This window comes from Pseudomonadales bacterium (assembly GCA_013215025.1).
Taxonomy (GTDB): domain Bacteria; phylum Pseudomonadota; class Gammaproteobacteria; order Pseudomonadales; family DT-91; genus DT-91.
On sequence record JABSRR010000146.1, the window covers coordinates 1 to 16,045 of the forward strand.

General features: G+C 41.2%; 22 protein-coding genes. 14 read left to right on the forward strand and 8 right to left on the reverse strand.

Features of this window, described 5'->3' with window-relative positions; translation table 11 throughout:
- The coding region (locus HRU21_09720) for a hypothetical protein (GenBank protein NRA42566.1) at window positions 1–321 on the forward strand (321 nt) is incomplete at its 5' end.
- 30 nt (window positions 322–351) lie between these two features.
- Here the strand turns inward: HRU21_09720 and HRU21_09725 are convergent.
- From HRU21_09725 to HRU21_09760, 8 genes are all read right to left on the reverse strand, one after another.
- The gene (locus HRU21_09725; GenBank protein NRA42567.1) at window positions 352–567 is read right to left on the reverse strand and encodes a hypothetical protein; all 216 of its coding nucleotides are present in this window, start codon (window positions 565–567) and stop codon (window positions 352–354) included.
- Between the two features lie 83 nt (window positions 568–650).
- The gene (locus HRU21_09730; protein ID NRA42568.1) at window positions 651–944 is read right to left on the reverse strand and encodes a hypothetical protein; all 294 of its coding nucleotides are present in this window, start codon (window positions 942–944) and stop codon (window positions 651–653) included.
- Window positions 945–968: 24 nt separating this feature from the next.
- Window positions 969–1,304, reverse strand: a complete 336-nt coding sequence (locus tag HRU21_09735; GenBank protein ID NRA42569.1) for a hypothetical protein — start codon at window positions 1,302–1,304, stop codon at window positions 969–971.
- A gap of 28 nt (window positions 1,305–1,332) precedes the next feature.
- Window positions 1,333–1,551, reverse strand: coding sequence for a hypothetical protein (locus HRU21_09740; GenBank protein NRA42570.1), 219 nt, complete (start codon window positions 1,549–1,551; stop codon window positions 1,333–1,335).
- 67 nt (window positions 1,552–1,618) lie between these two features.
- On the reverse strand, window positions 1,619–1,903 hold the full coding sequence (locus HRU21_09745) for a hypothetical protein (protein NRA42571.1): 285 nt from the start codon (window positions 1,901–1,903) through the stop codon (window positions 1,619–1,621).
- 246 nt (window positions 1,904–2,149) lie between these two features.
- Window positions 2,150–2,650, reverse strand: a complete 501-nt coding sequence (locus HRU21_09750; GenBank protein NRA42572.1) for a hypothetical protein — start codon at window positions 2,648–2,650, stop codon at window positions 2,150–2,152.
- Window positions 2,651–2,722: 72 nt separating this feature from the next.
- Window positions 2,723–3,640, reverse strand: a complete 918-nt coding sequence (locus HRU21_09755) for a DUF1738 domain-containing protein (protein ID NRA42573.1) — start codon at window positions 3,638–3,640, stop codon at window positions 2,723–2,725.
- A gap of 32 nt (window positions 3,641–3,672) precedes the next feature.
- Complete coding sequence (locus HRU21_09760) at window positions 3,673–3,897, reverse strand: hypothetical protein (GenBank protein ID NRA42574.1); 225 nt, start codon at window positions 3,895–3,897, stop codon at window positions 3,673–3,675.
- A 357-nt stretch (window positions 3,898–4,254) separates the two neighbouring features.
- Here HRU21_09760 and HRU21_09765 point away from each other — a divergent pair, with 357 nt between their 5' ends.
- The 13 genes from HRU21_09765 to HRU21_09825 all read left to right on the forward strand — a co-directional run.
- Entirely contained in the window at window positions 4,255–4,818 is a 564-nt protein-coding gene (locus HRU21_09765; protein NRA42575.1) for a hypothetical protein, read from the forward strand.
- A 363-nt stretch (window positions 4,819–5,181) separates the two neighbouring features.
- Complete coding sequence (locus HRU21_09770) at window positions 5,182–6,423, forward strand: hypothetical protein (GenBank protein NRA42576.1); 1,242 nt, start codon at window positions 5,182–5,184, stop codon at window positions 6,421–6,423.
- On the forward strand, window positions 6,423–6,620 hold the full coding sequence (locus HRU21_09775; GenBank protein NRA42577.1) for a hypothetical protein: 198 nt from the start codon (window positions 6,423–6,425) through the stop codon (window positions 6,618–6,620). Before HRU21_09770 ends, HRU21_09775 begins: the two co-directional genes overlap by 1 nt.
- Window positions 6,617–8,248, forward strand: coding sequence for a hypothetical protein (locus tag HRU21_09780; GenBank protein ID NRA42578.1), 1,632 nt, complete (start codon window positions 6,617–6,619; stop codon window positions 8,246–8,248). Before HRU21_09775 ends, HRU21_09780 begins: the two co-directional genes overlap by 4 nt.
- Window positions 8,245–8,454, forward strand: coding sequence for a hypothetical protein (locus HRU21_09785; protein ID NRA42579.1), 210 nt, complete (start codon window positions 8,245–8,247; stop codon window positions 8,452–8,454). The genes HRU21_09780 and HRU21_09785 overlap by 4 nt, the downstream gene beginning before the upstream one ends.
- Window positions 8,455–8,558: 104 nt before the next feature.
- Complete coding sequence (locus tag HRU21_09790) at window positions 8,559–9,299, forward strand: hypothetical protein (GenBank protein NRA42580.1); 741 nt, start codon at window positions 8,559–8,561, stop codon at window positions 9,297–9,299.
- A gap of 222 nt (window positions 9,300–9,521) precedes the next feature.
- Window positions 9,522–10,388, forward strand: a complete 867-nt coding sequence (locus HRU21_09795) for a hypothetical protein (GenBank protein NRA42581.1) — start codon at window positions 9,522–9,524, stop codon at window positions 10,386–10,388.
- Between the two features lie 56 nt (window positions 10,389–10,444).
- Entirely contained in the window at window positions 10,445–10,666 is a 222-nt protein-coding gene (locus HRU21_09800) for a hypothetical protein (GenBank protein NRA42582.1), read from the forward strand.
- A gap of 2 nt (window positions 10,667–10,668) precedes the next feature.
- On the forward strand, window positions 10,669–11,079 hold the full coding sequence (locus tag HRU21_09805) for a hypothetical protein (protein ID NRA42583.1): 411 nt from the start codon (window positions 10,669–10,671) through the stop codon (window positions 11,077–11,079).
- A 5-nt stretch (window positions 11,080–11,084) separates the two neighbouring features.
- The gene (locus tag HRU21_09810) at window positions 11,085–12,635 is read left to right on the forward strand and encodes a hypothetical protein (protein NRA42584.1); all 1,551 of its coding nucleotides are present in this window, start codon (window positions 11,085–11,087) and stop codon (window positions 12,633–12,635) included.
- Window positions 12,632–13,024 carry a hypothetical protein gene (locus HRU21_09815; protein NRA42585.1) on the forward strand — a complete coding sequence of 131 codons (393 nt, stop codon included), beginning with the start codon at window positions 12,632–12,634 and terminating at the stop codon, window positions 13,022–13,024. The genes HRU21_09810 and HRU21_09815 overlap by 4 nt, the downstream gene beginning before the upstream one ends.
- Before the next feature lie 2 nt (window positions 13,025–13,026).
- Window positions 13,027–15,369 (forward strand): hypothetical protein, encoded by a 2,343-nt coding sequence (locus tag HRU21_09820; GenBank protein NRA42586.1) that lies wholly within the window; start codon window positions 13,027–13,029, stop codon window positions 15,367–15,369.
- Window positions 15,366–16,045: hypothetical protein (locus tag HRU21_09825; protein NRA42587.1), on the forward strand; the 680-nt coding region annotated here is incomplete at its 3' end. The genes HRU21_09820 and HRU21_09825, both read left to right, overlap by 4 nt.

The window sequence follows — 16,045 nt, forward strand, 5'->3', positions numbered from 1 at the left end:
GACTGGCAAAAACTGGGTGCTAAAGACATTATCATAGAGAAAGTGCATAGTATGCCGTTAGATTCAGGCATTGCAGCATTTTCGTTCGGTGAAGCTTGGGGCTGTTTTAATGGCGTTTCAGCATCGCTGGGTTTATCGATCAATCACGTTTCACCACAGCTATGGAAACATCATTATAGTTTAATAGGTAAAGATAAACAGGAAAGTCTAGAGCTGGCTAGAGACTTGTTTGGCGCTTCATGGTTTAAGCTGAAAAAGGATCATAACAAAGCTGAGGCCGCATTAATAAGCGCAAGTGGCTTATATAAAAAAGGAGGCTAAAAAGCCCCCTTGTTTTGCTTGATGTTCGTTCTAGATCTCGGCCAAGTCTTTGCTGCATTGCGAAAGCTTTGCCGCCACTTGCTGCATGACTTTTTTCTCATGCTTTAGATTATTAATATCAGCCTCAATAGTTGAGCTGCCTTTCTTTTTAAGGGCATACTCAGCCTTGATAATTTTTTGCTCAATTGAAAGCACGCTTATTTCAAGTGTCATTGCAATTTCGTCAATCTTTTGAATTTGTTTCATATTCGTTAGTCTCTTTTTGTTAATTAAAAATTTAAGTTTATCGATATTTTGTATCTGAATTTTTTTGTTAATTATCCTCCCTTCTATATTTCTTTGAGTTGAGCGTGATTGCCTAAAAACTTGAGGACTGACACCATGATATAATCCATATTTTCTTGGCTTAGTGTTAAGTCAGTTTTTCCGAATCTATATGCAAGCATAAAGCTTTTGCCACTAGCAATATCAAACAACACATCAAGGCTAAAGCGGCGCGTTATGCTTTCTTGTTCATGCGTTATACTAACATGCAAGCTGTCAGCGTTTGATCGCTCAACTTTTACCAGATAGTTTTCGCAGCTGTCATCGCTGACCATGAATTCTAAGTAAGTCTTGTTCATAACGTTTAGTCTCTTTTTAATCAATTAAAGGTAATAAAATTTAAGTTTAATCTGATTAGGCGGCAATATTTCGCCGCTCAATAATGGCCCTCCTTTTTGCTTGAATTGGCGCGTAAATTTATACGCACTTAATCTTGTATCGCAAAAGCCGCTTGCTACAACTTTATTCAGGTTTTGCCACTTTTTGTCTTGATAGACTGATTCTGCTATACAGTAAAGGCCAGACATAGGCTTTGGAAAAATCTTTTTTCTAGCCTCTTTTATACTTTTAATGCTTGGGGCTTTTAATGCGCCGCCATTGTTAAAGTGTATTTTATTTAATTCTGGTGCATAAGCATGGCGTTCTATTGAAAATTTCATAACGTTTAGTCTCTTTTTGGTGGTTGGTTTAAATCTTAGTAACTTTGATCATGTAGCGCGGCTCATGCTTCATTGTAAAGCCAGCTATGCGTTCCACTGTCACTTTGCTATCAAAACGACTAGCATAGCTGTGAGCGTCCTTAGCGGCCCTTTGGCTGTCCTCAATTGAAGCGCATTCAAATATTGATGAATCACCGCTTTGCCCTTGCGCTATTTCGATCAGTGAAAGCCCTTTATATTTACTCATTTTTTTACCTTGTATTTAATGAATCCACAAAAGCTGCCAGATTTTCGTTCTAGCAGCTTGAATTGAGTCACTTGTTAGTTAATGCCTTTGCTTTTTCTAGCGCTTCGCAATGGCTGCCCATGCTTACTAGAAGATTAAGCTTATCCTCTAGGCCTTCTATAATGCTCAGCATATCTCTAGCTTGATAGATAATTTCCGGTGTAGTTTCATTATCAATAGCCTTTGAAAGCCTAGCCATGCCGCTATTAAGGCTTTCAATTTTGGGTTCAATTTTGCCCCCCATGTTTGGTATATGTTTAAGCTCCATTTGTATTCGATCACTTAATTCAACAGCTATATTATGTTTGTTCATTGGTCTGGCCTCCTTAAAGATCAAATTTAAAGCTGGTGCAAAAAACGCTATTGGCTGGCCGCTGGTCTTTGCATACTAGCCAGCCGCTAGATGTTTTATAGATCGATGCTTTCGCAGCTTGGGCAATCTCTATTGCTTGCCATAAATTGTTTATTGATATCATAAAAGTTAGTCTCTTTTTGGTTAGTGTTGCCGAGCTTTAGCCGCTCGCATAAACCCCCATTAACAGGGGCTTAAACTAGGGGCTTAAACAGTGCCCCAAAAGGCTGTATTGTACTCATCGCTTGATCTAATTATATAGGTCTGCATTGCTTCAATAAGCCCCTCAATAACTACACGAACGCTACCAACCTCATTGAATTCATCCATGTTGTATTGTAAATGATGCAAATTTTTCAATGCTTGCATTAAACACTTTTTTTTCGGCAAGTTTTTATTGTTTGCTTTGTGCCTTATAGCTTTTACTTTGTCGTTTTGGTCTAGTTTTGCAAGCCAGCTTGTCTCATGCCTATATCGTTTATTGTGTGCTCTAATGTTTAAAACTTGGCAAACTCGAAGCAAATAGGCGAGGCGCTCATTGTTAAACATGCAGCCGTTATGATCTTTTAAGGCTTTATAGTATGTAAGGCGCTCGATTGATCTTTTAAAATCACATGACGCTTCACTTATATGTGTGTTTTCAATTATGCCAAGCATAGTATTGTAAATATGTTTTACTGCTTCTGGGCTTGTTATTTGTGTACTCATTGTATTAGTCTCTTTTTGGTTGCTTTAATGTATCCACATAAACCCCCATTAACAGGGGCTTAAATTGACGCATTAGGCGGCTTTTTGTGCTTGGCTGTCTGCTAGCTCAAGAATATAGTTAACAGCCTTTTGAGCTGCAGCTGATGCTTTGTGGATCGCTCTTTTATCATCCTTTAAAAGTTTGAGCCAAGAGCCAATATAATCAGCATGTTGCAATTCCTCGTTAGCTATTCCGAATTTAGCGCAAAGGAAAGCAGCGCCAAGCTCGGCGACTAATTCCTCAAAAGCGTAATTTTCGCGGCTTTCTTTTATGATGCTATCTCTGTTGCCCTTTGTCCGGTTTAGTCTTAATGGGCTGCCTGTCCAATGTATCAACTCATGAAACAAAGTAGCAGCAAAATGATCGGCGCTTTTAAAGTCACCAAAGGCTGGAATGATAACGCGATCAAAGAAATCGGCGTTTGCTGCTTTGGTTGATCCTGTTAAGACTTCACAACCAACAGCGCTTGCTAGGTCGCTGGCTACATTCTGAGGGGCTTCTGGCCGTTCTGGTATAAAGCCCTTAATCTTGTCAGCTTCGATGTTCTCGCATTGTTCAACGTTAAACACGCGGTATTGTCTAAGCATTGGAATCTTTACAAGCTCTGGATCGCTGCCGCCTTTGTCTTTTTCGATTTCTAATTGCTTGAAAAATACAAGCGGCGTTGATTTTTCGCCCTTTTTAACATTGCCGCCAAGCTCCTCAGCTTGCTTGTATGTCAGCCATGATTGAGTATTAAAAAAAGTAGATGCCCCCATTAGCATTACTATATTTATACCGTTGTAATCTTTGCCAGTTTTACCGCTACAAGGCAAAGAAAAAGGCTGGCTCTGTTTATCCCACGGACGAACCCAGCGACAAATACCTTGTTCAAGTTCCGCAATAATGCCGTCTGTGATTTCTTGGTAAAGATCTTTTTTAGTTTTAGTTTTAGTTTGTTTTTTAGTCATGGTTTTAGTCTCTTTTTGTTGGTTGATTTTCGTTAGTATCCGGCGGTATCAATAGTTTTTGCAATATTGGCTTTTTCTCTAGCCGGTAACATTGAAAAGTAATGACTCGCATTAGAATAGAATTTTGACGCTAATAAATCTTCGCTGTCGTCTATATCCTGTGAATGCAGTTGATCGATTCTGGCGCTGTATTGGCGATCAGCTTTTATAAATTTGCTGACCGTTTTCTGATGTTTTGCATTGATTGATTTGATCATCGGCTAAGCCTCGTTTGGTCGCTGGTTAATTCCAGTTAGGCGAATCTTAGGCCTTGATTATCGTACTGTCAATACTATTTTGATAATTTAACTGATTTATAATGATTTTATAATGATTTTAGAAACTTTAATTATTAACTATACAAAGATTAGGGAGGCGTATATTTAACTTGACAGCTGGATAAATGACCACCAGATTAACAACTGATCGCGTTAAGTAATATAACTAAATTACCTGATATCCACTGCTACCAGTCGCTACGCTCCTTCGCGCTTCGCTTCGCTCATTGCTAAGAGTGTTTTTTTTCGCTTCGCTCATTTAATCAAATTAATCACGTTTAACGGCGCTTAGCTGCTTTGCTGGCTTTGTTGGTTTTTATTCATTTAAGGATAAATCCGACTATGACAAGCAGCAACAAAGCAGGGCGACCGATTGGCTCTAAACAAACAAATAAACCGCTCAAGGGTAAAGCTATATCTAGAGCACTGCCAGCGTCTAAACGGCTTAAAGACGCGCTGCCAGTGGTTAAGAATGATCAAGGCTTCGAGTTTCAATTAACTGATGCAGATTTAGATGCGATTGAAGATATGGTCAGTATCGGCGCACCTGCTAGTTATGTAGCTAACACGCTGGGCATATGTGAGGCGGAGTTAAACATAGCAATAAAGAATTCTGTGCGCGTAGAAAGAGCGATCAAAAGAGGGCTAGCCAATGATGAGATGGAGATAACCAGCCTAGTTCGGGAGCAAATAGCCAAAGGCAACATGGTCGCCGCTATCTGGTACCAAAAGAACAAGCACGGCTGGCGTGATAACGACAACAAAGGCGGCAATAATGCGGTAATTGTCAACGTGTCCACTGGTATTAATAGAGCGGATGACAGCCAAGTCATTGATATTGAAGGGAATAACGCTCAATGACTATGGACATAACACCAGTCAATGAAGGTGAAGCCCAGAGGATAACAATAACAATATCAAGGGCTTACGGCTTAATTGCTGGAAAACTTCAAAGCCAGATTAAAAAAGTCGGAGGGGGGTGGCCCGAAAATCGGGATCGCCATCGCCATCGACTATCCAGTTCACAATTTTTTTATTCTAAAAAAGCAATAAACACACATCCACGCCATACCCAGAATACGCATAGAAGCGCATATAAGCCCCATAGAGCGAGGTTTGCAGTTAATGCTACCAGTTAATCATAAGATTGTAGAAATAAGCACAGGGTACCATCCACGGCCTTTGCAGAGATCCATACATTCAAACTGCGCTCGCTTTACTGTATTGGCGATTCATAGGCGTTTCGGCAAGACGGTACTGGCAGTTAACGAGCTGATAGATATTGCGCTCAATTGTCCTTTGCATAACCCCCGTGTTGCGTACATAGCACCGTTTTACAAGCAGGCTAAGGCGGTGGCTTGGGATTACGCCAAAGATTACACAGCGATGATACCTAGCAGCAAAGCTTATGAAAGTGAGCTGCGGATAGACATTCCTAAAGGTGAGGTTAACGGCAAGAAATCGATAGCGCGGATTATGTGTTTTGGTGCAGATAACCCAGATGCTTTAAGGGGCTTGTATTTTGATGCTGTTGTGTTTGATGAGTTTGGCAACCAGCCAATAAGTATATGGAGTGAGGTGGTTCGTCCAGCTTTGGCGGATCGAAAGGGGCGCGCACTATTCTTAGGTACGCCAAACGGTAAGAATCACTTTTACGAAAAGTATCAGGAGGCCTCAAGGATGATGAATGAGGGTCATCCTGAATGGTATGCCGCTACTTTTAGAGCGGATGAAACCAATGTCATTGACGCAGAAGAGCTTGAGTCAGCAAGGCAAAACATGCCGGAGTCAGATTACAGGCAAGAGTTTTTGTGTGACTGGGCAGCTGCTATCAAGGGCGCTTTTTATGCTCACGATATTGGTAAGGCTAGGGATCAAGGCAGGGTGATGCGAATACCTTATGAAAAGGGGCTGCCAGTTTATGCCGCTTTTGATTTAGGTATCGATGACATGACAGCTGTTTGGTTTATGCAGTGCTTTCGCAGTGAAATCCGGCTGATCCATTACCAAGAATGGGAAAATACAGGCCTAACAGATGTTTTAAAAGACATGATGCAAATGCCTTATATCTATGGCGAGTTGATCATGCCATGGGATGTGAAGGTTAGAGAGCTGACTTCTGGCAAAACTCGCTTAGAAGTTATCGAGTCGCTTGGATTCAACGTCATTGTAGCGCCTAAGATATCTATTGAAGACGGCATAAACGCTGTACGCACAATCCTTTCGCAATGTTACTTCGACAAAGTTGGCTGTGAGTCTGGGCTAGATGCCTTAGAAAATTACCGCAAACGCTATGACCAGAGAACTGGGCTTTATCTAAAAACGCCAGTGCATGATGAGTTTTCTCACGGCGCTGATGCTTTCCGCTACCTTGCTGTTGCTTACGATCCTTACATGGGCGAAATGCTTACTAATAACTCAAGCACACATCGCAAGCGCAAGCCACAAGTTAAGAGGTCTTGCTAATGAGTCTTGATAAACCCTCTTATGGCCGTGTCATCACAAGTTGCAGCGGCATTAAAGATCAACACTTAAAAAAACATGAAGCCGAGCAAGCCTTGCGTGACAGCTGGGATTACTTCGAGAGAAGAGGCTATTCACATCCAGAGAAAATTAACAACAGGGGCATACAGCCGCTTACTCCAGAGGTTAAAGACAAATGAAAGGACAAGACATAGTTACTCGATACCAGAGACTTAAAGGTGATCGCTACACTGTTGAGGATGTTTGGGATGCTATAGAGCGTTATATAGCCCCATATAGAGGCCGCTTTTTTAAAGACGAGCGAGCTGAAAACAGCATAGAGTGGCGCAAGCCATTTGTTTATGACGCTACAGCAATCATGGCGGCCCAAAACTTAGCGTCAAGTTTGCACAGCCGTTTAACCAGCGCCAGCGTTTCTTGGTTTGATCTTAAGTTTAGGCAGGACATGCTTAATGATAATCAAGTTGCAATGTCTTGGCTTGAGGAATGTTCTCGGATTACTTACGAGGCTTTGCAAGATTCTAATTTCAATGTCTCTATAAACGAAACTTATCAAGATTTGGTTTGCTTTGGCACGTCAGTTTTAATTGCCGAAGAAAACGAGAATAAAGACGAAGACGCTGCACTTAATTTTATGTCAGTGCCAATTAAAGAATGCTATTTCGAGCAAGACCACAAAGGCGATGTGATTAGAGTATTCCGCCACCTACAATGGACACCTTTGCAAATTGTGAATTTCTTTGGCAAAGAGGGTTTGCCAGATGATGTTATTGAGGCAGCTGAAAACCCAGCAGCTGATCCAGATAAAAAAGAAGACATTATATTTTGCATATATCGCAGGCTAGACATTCCCGAAACCAGCACAGCAAAAGTCATAGCCCCTGAAAAGCGGCCATGGGGTTTTGGTTATGCGTTTTTAAAAGATGGCAAAGAGCTACCAAAGAAAGGTGGCTACTATGAGCGTCCAGCTTTTGTGCCAAGGTGGCGCAAGACTTCAAGCTCAATGTGGGGTAATAGTCCAGCCATGATTGCTTTGGCTGACACTTTGACTCTGAATAGAACTATAGAGCTTAACATGACAGCGGTAGAGAAAAACTTAGATCCGCCAATCATTACAACGTCTAGAGGCCTGTTTGGTGATCTTAACATGACAGCTGGCGGCATATCTGAGGTGCGCGATGTAAATGAAGTTAAACCGTTTTTATCTGGTGCGCGATTTGATGTGACTTATCAAGAAATGGACAGGCTACGCCAGAATATAGAAAGCTATTTCTTTATACCGCAATTAATCTTACCGCCAATGCAAGGCACGCCAGCTACTGCCATGGAAATATCAGTAAGAATGCAGCAGTTAGAGGCTTTGATTGGCCCGACTTTAGGTAGACTTCAAACAGACCTGTTAGATCCTGCTGTGACTCGATGCTTTGGCATACTGTTTAGAGCTGGCAAATTCCCAGAAATGCCGGATGTAATAGCCCAAATGGGTGGCAAGGTTGAGATTGAATACACTTCACCTATCGCCAAAACACAGCAGGCATCAAATGTACAATCACTAGAGCGTTACCTAACTACGTTACTTGGTATGGCTGAGGCTAATCCAAACTTGCTGGATATACCAGACTGGGATGAAGCATTTAAACAGCTTGCTAACTATTTAGGTGTATCTGCAAAAGTTAATAGGCCTAGCGATGAAGTTAAAGCAGATCGAGAACAAAGGCAGTCTATGCAAGAAGCACAAATGGCTGGGGAAACCATGCAGGCTGTGGCTGCTGGCGAGCAAGCGATGTCTGAGGTAGGCCCACAATGACCGAGTTAAAAGAAAAACAAAAGAGACAGCATGATCTAGTTAGAAAAGTATTTAGTACGCCGGACGGTGCAAAGCTGCTAGATGAACTGGTTGAGGCTCATATCTTAGTGCCGCAATTGCATCCAGATCCAAACACGTTGTATTCACGCATTGGCCAGCAAGAGCTTGTTGTCCATTTTTTAACCATAACCAAAGGTAAGTTATAATGACTGATGAAATTAAAGAGGAAGTTTTAGAAAGCTGGGCAGAGGCAGTGCCAGAGTTTGCTAGAAACTGGGATGAGGTGAAAAACGCTGAGGACATGACTGCTTTGTTTAATCGCTTTGGCGAACAAAGATCATTTCTAGGTAATTCAATCCGCATACCTACAGAAGACGCAAGCGAAAGCGATATAGCTGCATTCAAGCAAAAGCTTAAAGACAAAGTGCCAAGCTTGATAGAAGCGCCAGACTTTGATGACGATGATTCAGTTAATGATTTGATGAAGCGTTTAGGTACTCCAGAAGACACTGACGGCTATATTCCGCCAGAGCTTGAAGACGTAACTTTTGCTGATGATGATTTAGCTAATATGCGATCTTTAGCAAAAGAAATTGGCATGACAAAAAGGCAGTTTAAAAAGTTTGCCGAAATTACTGGCCGCAAAAACAGTGAAAGCAGGGCAGAGCTTGAAAATGCAAACAAGGAAAGCATTGCCAGTATTCAAAAAGAATGGGGCTTGGCTGCTGAGGCAAAATATCAAGAAACCTTAAATTTTGCTAAAAAAGCTGGTGCGCCGGAAGGCCTAATAAATGCTATGGAATCGAAAACAATTGATTCAGAAACGGTGTTTTGGTTGAACGGTTTAGCTAAAAATGTCAGCGAAAGCACAAATATGGACATACAGGCGAATAACAGTAATGGCAGCGTTGACTCGCCATTAGAGGCTCAAGCTAAAATAAATGATATTTTGTCGAATCCTGATCATCCGTATCATAAAGGTGATGATATAGCTCGCCAAAAAATGCACAAATTAATGCAAGCTGCCAATCCAGAGCGGTACGCTTCTTAAATTTTTCTAAAAAAAAGCTTGGCAAGCAAAAAAGCTTAAACTATATTCTAGGGTATCGAGCAGATACCCTTTTTTATGGATAAGGATTTATCCAGCTTTTAAGGCCTGACGAAACCCCTAGGGTAGAGGTTCTACCAAGCCACAACATGACCCGACAGATCAGCTGAGCGGATACTCATCTAGGCGAAGAAATTTAACTAATTTTTTCGAGGAGTATCTGAAATGTCAGCTACTATACCAAACGTCTATATTGACGAGTTTAACCAATACTTACGCCACCTTGCCCAACAAGAATACGCACGCCTTAAAATTAAGGTAATGAATGTTTCAAGCGGCGGTGAAAATTATTCTTTTGATCGCGTAGGCGCTCAAGAAGCTTCACAAAAAACTCAGCGTGCACAAGCAACGCCAGTTACCGATTATCCTTTTAGTCGTCGTACTGCGGTTGCTAAGACTTTTGATTGCGGCGAACTTATTGAGCATGAAGACCAAATCCAAGCAAAAGTAGACATTAAAGGCGGCTTAGTACGCGCCATGGGTATGTCTATGGCTCGCGCTTACGATGACGAGATCATTCGCGCATTTGGTGATGACGCTTTAGATGGCAATGGTTCTGCTGTTTCGTTTCCGACAGCACAGCAAATCGATTCTGCTGGCGCTCAAATCAGCTTTGATCTAATCACTCAAGTACAAGAGAAATTCTTGGAAAACGATATTCAAGGCGAAGTGATGAAATGCTTTGTAATTGGCCCAGCTCAAGTACGCCGCTTGCTACAACTTACCGAGCAAACTTCTAGTGATTATGTTACGCGAGAAGCTTTGCAGAAGTTAAGCCAAGGCTTGATTGTGCCTAACTGGATGGGTTTTTGCTGGATTTGCAGCACAAGACTTTTGAGTCCTTCTGCTGGCATTACTGATTGCTACGCATTCACCGATAGAGCAATTGGTTTAGCTACTAACCGTGATATCTCAACATTTGTGCAGCAAGATCCTAGCCGTTCTTATGCTTGGTCTTTATATGCACAAGCCACTTATGGCGCTGTTCGTGTTGAAGATGAGCAAATTGTTAACTTGCGAGTTACCGACTAACTCACATTAACACAGGGGGGCTTTGCCCCCTTTTTTTAACCTTAAAGGTATTGACCATGAAAAAAGGCGCAAACGTATCAGATCAGAAAAAAATTAAAGACTATACCGAAAGAGGTATGTCTATAGAAGAGATCTCAAACGTTCTGTTGATTGATGTTGCAGTTATCAAAGAGTTTTTGCCAGAAAAACAAGCTAAGGCTAAAAAAGCTGCGGCCAAAAAAAAGGCTGAAAACGAAAAAGAGCATAAAGAAATAATGGACGCTAAAAAAGGTAAATAGCCATGACTGATGCTATCAAAAAGTTTGAAATTCCTTTTGGCGGTGTTGTAGCCAATGTGACTGATGAAGACGCCATAAGCGCTGTTAGTGCTGATAGTGTTGCTCTTTACATGAATACAGTAGACAACATTCGTCAAGTTGAAATCAAAACAGCTTGGGATACTTGCGTTAGATATATATTTGAGCAAGAGCTTTATAAAGACTCTGACGAGGCGATATATGTTTATGTGCCAGTTTCTGCGACTATCGCCACTACCGAGACAACTACTGATGAAACAGCAATACCAGTTGGTAGTTGTGCAATAGGCATAAGCGGCGAATTTAGAGATCGTGATTTTGGTTCAGAAGTATTTGACGGCTTGATTTCATATTGCGTAATTGCCGCAAGTGATAATTATTTAAAGCTAGTATAAATAATATGACGGCTATAAATGATGCTAAATTTGATGCTTTAGTAGGCCAAGGATTTACCGGCTCTAACAATGACATGGAGCTGGCTTTTTTGCAGTCACTTGGCGCTACTGCAAATCAAATTAATGATGCTTGGCTAGAAGTTGCTGGCGCATTTGGCGACCAAATTAATGACGCTAAAACAGCGTACATGGTTAGTCAAGGCGCTGTAGGCGATTCAGTTGAAAGCATATATTTAGATTATTGGGCTAATGTTATTGGCGGGGGCGGCCCTCCTGTTGACAATAGAACATTTCTATTTCCTTTTACAACAGATGGTTTAGAAGTTAAGTCTGGGGTGCCAGTAGATCATCAACACGTTTCAGCGCAAACCGAAATTCTAGACGGACAGTTAGTTACCTATGCCGCAAATGTCCCTGTTATTAGTGATTTTGGTATAACTGGTAGGCGGCAAGATACAAACAATCATGGCTATTCTGCCGATGTGACTCAGCTGCAACCAACTGGCGCTTTCACGCCGGATTGGAATTACGGCGTTGGTCAATCAGATGGTGGGATAACTACAAGTTATGATGGCACAAAGGGTACGGTGCTACAGGACAGCTCAACCGGCGAGCATAAAATCGCTATGGCTAAAGTTATTGGTACAACGCTAGACGCTTCTGCCCAAAGATTTGTTGTAATGATTGTACTAAAGCCATTGGGCGGCCAGAAATTCGTTACCCTCAGAACTAATTCAGAGGATATGACAGTCAATTTAGAGGATGGCAGCTTTACTGGCGCTCAATTTGGTGGATATACACAATTACTTGATGATGGAAAGGTTTTTATATATCACGTTGCGCGCATACAAGGCAACAATGCCCCGCAAGCCGAAAGAATATATTTGTTAGATGACAGCCAAAACGAAAGCTTTTTAGGTGACCCCACTAAGGGCGTAGAAATTACATCCGCAGTATACGCAAATAGACGGCGGCTAAATCAATACAGCCCTATTATTAATGATACTGGTGCTGCGCTAACTCGATTAGCCACTACTCAGATATTTGGCACCGTACCAATCGCTCAAACAGACACGAACTTTAGTTTGTATTGCGAATTAACTTTTACAGATGTGCCTGCTACATCCGACGGGGATGTTCTAATTTTAAATTACTACACAGATGCAGTTTTTGGCGGCGGCTCAAGCCCTTCGGCAGGCTGGGTTTTAATATTATCAAATGTAAGTGGCCAGCTTAACATTTCTTGGGTTAATGCGGATGGTTGCTCTGAGGGTGCAGGCATACCTATAAGTGCTTGGCCGGTAAACGAAACCCGCAGAATTTTATTTGAGCTTGATGGTACAACGCCAAGCATACAAGTAGATGGTAGCACTGGCCCTCAAGTAGCTAACCCTGTACCTGTACCGCCGTCGGGCTTGGGATTTTACGGCCATCTAGTAGATGCCAGCGCCCTTGGTGCTGCTACAGCTTATGTCGCTCCTAAGTATGTTATGCGAATTGAGCAAACAGGATTGACATTAGAACAAGCAGCTATGGAGGCTAGGAAACCAGTATGAATTATTTAGTCACATATTGCGACGATCTGCCAGCTTTGCAAGTTTGGCTTGAAGCTAATGCCGAGGGCAATGAGGCTCATATTTATCATTGCCGTGATGGTTTTAGCCATGATTACGCTGGATATGTTTTTATTTTTATGCCACGCACAGAAACACTGCACGATGAAACTGGCACTATGACTATGTGCTTTGTCGTTGCTGACGATCTTACGCTGGCTTTAATAGAGAGTTCACCGCTACAAATATTAGGTCAAGGCCTTACACCTGAATCGCCCTATGAAGCTATTTTGGCTGATGAAGTTGCTTTGGCTAAATATCGCACAGTTATAAGCGAAGTTAGACAAGTAGATGAGTTTGGCAGCGATTTCAATTTTTGTAGGATTGCTTAATTATGCCTAATGTCTCTCCTATACAAAGCGATTTCAGTTTTGGTGCCATCTCTCCTAAGATGCAAGGCAAAACACAAGGAGCAGTATATCAAGGCGGCTTGAAAGATTGTGAAAACTGGCGAGTAACCCCTCAAGGCAGTTTAGAGTTTAGGGATGGAAGTAAATTTAACTCTGATACTTTTGAAGAAACCGCTACCTTAAGAACATTTAACAGGCTTGGCTCTAATGATAATCCTGTTGTTATTGGCAACAATAATGTGACGGTTTACGACAAAAACGGAATTGCGCCAAACTTACAAAGCAATTTATTGCTAAATCCAAATTTTATATTTGGCTTGGATGACTGGGACGTTGTTACATTTAACCCAGCTCCAGATCCTGAAATTGGCGCGGCTAGTTTTCAGTCAGAAGCTATAAGCGGTAGTGGATTTCTTATAAAAGCTAGATCTGCTCAATTTGTCGATGTCGGTTTTGGGCGAAACAGATCAATATCTCAAACAGTGGCTATCGATAATACTCAAACATACAATTTGAATTTTGATGCGGTTTTCTTGCCTTTAACAAATAGCGGCTACTTTAAACAAGGGCAAATTGGGGTACAAATTGAAAATGCAGATACTAACGATATTATCTACACTGATTTTGAAATATACACCTATAACTTAAATCTTAATCCAGCTTTTGATCCGCCTTTAGCTAAAACACAATATCCGCCAGATTTCACTGAAATATCAAAGAGCGTGACTTTAGAGCCAGCAGATTTAGCAGGCGTTAGCAATGTCAAAATCATACTTTTTGTTGCGACTTGGAATGACTGGATTTATAACGAGGCAACACGCGGCGATGCGCTTGGCCCTCAAAGATACTCACAAATTGTAGTTCAATTTCAAAATATTGTATTTACAACAGAAAGCGTTGCGCCAGATTTAGCGCAATTCCCTACGCCGCCAAGCTGGGTAGGCAAATTAGATACTTTGCAAACGGATATGGATAGCGCTACCGGCTTACTTATATTTACCGTGCTTTTTGGTGAAATGCACTTTCTTCAATATGACGAAGGTTCGGGCCAGTGGTCTTTCGGCCCTTTCACTCCTACCCCTCCAGATACTGATGTTTGGCTAAACAATCAGCCAAGCGTTTGCGCGTTCCATCAAGGCAGGCTTTATTTAGGCGCTTCACCTAATAATTTATCTGAAATTTGGGCTAGTAAAGTTTGGGATTACTCGAATTTTGAAATAGTAAACACAAATGCAGCGCCTGATGATCCTTTGAATTTTGTTTTGTCAATTAATGCAAAAATACAATGGATGAAAAGCTTGAAAACTCTTCTTATTGGTACTGATGTTGGCGCAGTTACAGGTAGATCAACCGGATCTGTAATAACAAATAGCGATTTTAGTTTTGATGTGCAGCAAGAATGGGGCGCTAGTTATTTATCGCCTACTGGCAGTGGCCGAGAAGTTTTGTTTATAAGTAATGATGGTCGCAAAATAAGATCGCTCTTAGATGGCGGCGACAGTTCAAACAGCTATGAATCATTAGAAACAACTTTTTACTCTGATCATTTGTTTTTGCCGCAAATACAAAGAATTATTTATGGTCAAAACCCTAATTATCAGCTTACAGCTTTAATGCGTGACGGCTCGATGAACAACTCTACATATTTCGCCGCATTAGACAAAAACGGTTGGTTCAAAGAGGTCACAAACGGATCTTATGTAGGCATAACAACAGCAGAAGACACAAACGGCAGCTCTAAGTGGGTTCTAGTGCAGCGTGAAGACAAGTTATTGCTAGAAGAATTTACAGCGTTTAATGAGCTGCCTATTTATCTTGATAGCTATATCGTTACTCAAGGAGCTGAGACAATCAACGGTCTTGATCACTTAGAAGGCCAGACTGTTTCTGTTGTAGCCTTGACTTCTGAGGGCAATGAAGACGAAAGCTATACATTACATCCAGATCGAACAGTGCTAAATGGGGAAATTAGTCTAGAGTATTACGCTCAAAATACACCAGTGGCGGTAGGTCTGGCCTACACTGGTAGGCTGGTCACAAACAAGTTAGAAGGTTCTAACCCTCAAGGTACAGCGCAAACACAAAAGCGCAGATTTAATGAAATATTTTTACGACTATTCAATAGCGGTATACCTAAAGTAAATGGCGAAAGGCCACCAATAAGAAGCCCTCAATCTGTAATGACAATATCTGAGCCTTTGTACACTGGCGACAGCAATACCTATGATGCCGGATTTAATGGAGGTGTTATTGAAATAATTCAAGATAAACCATTGCCTTGTAACATATCAGCAATATTCGGCAAAGCAAAAGGATCAAATGTATGACTATTGATAATGAAACTATTGAACAAGAATTTTTAGGCAATGGTGTTACTTCTAGTTTTAATTTTACAATTACTTCTTTTAGTCCGTCATGGTTAACTGGCTTTGTTGATGGCGTGCTGTCTTCTGGCCAAGCAATACTTAATGAAGACCAAGAAAATGATGCTGGTGGAACTTATATTTTTGATACTCCGCCACCAGATCAAAGTGTTGTAAAAATTCAAAGACAAACACCAAAAACACAAGACTTACTGTTAACAGATTATACAGCTTTTCCTGCAAGGCAAATCATGCAAGCCTTAGATAAACTAACGCTTGAAAACCAAGAAAGTCTTTCCGTGTTTGGCGGTGATATACAAGATTTTTTCAACTTTGTTAGCGGCGGAATTCGACTTTCTACTAACTCAAGTATTAAAGTAGAAGAAATAGCAGGCTTGCAAACTTTGACAATAACAAGGCAAGACACTAACGAGTTAATTTTACAATTAAACGAGCTAGGCCTTAAATCATCTTTGCCAATACAGCAGCTTGCGGATCAAGAGCTAGAAGATGACGCTTTAGTAAAATATGAGTTTTTAATTGAAGCCCTTTCTGATGTTACTACAGATAAATTTTTAGGCTTTTGGTCGGCTTTGAATGGCTTGCCGCCTACCCCAGAAAACGGCGAGTTTTATTTAAT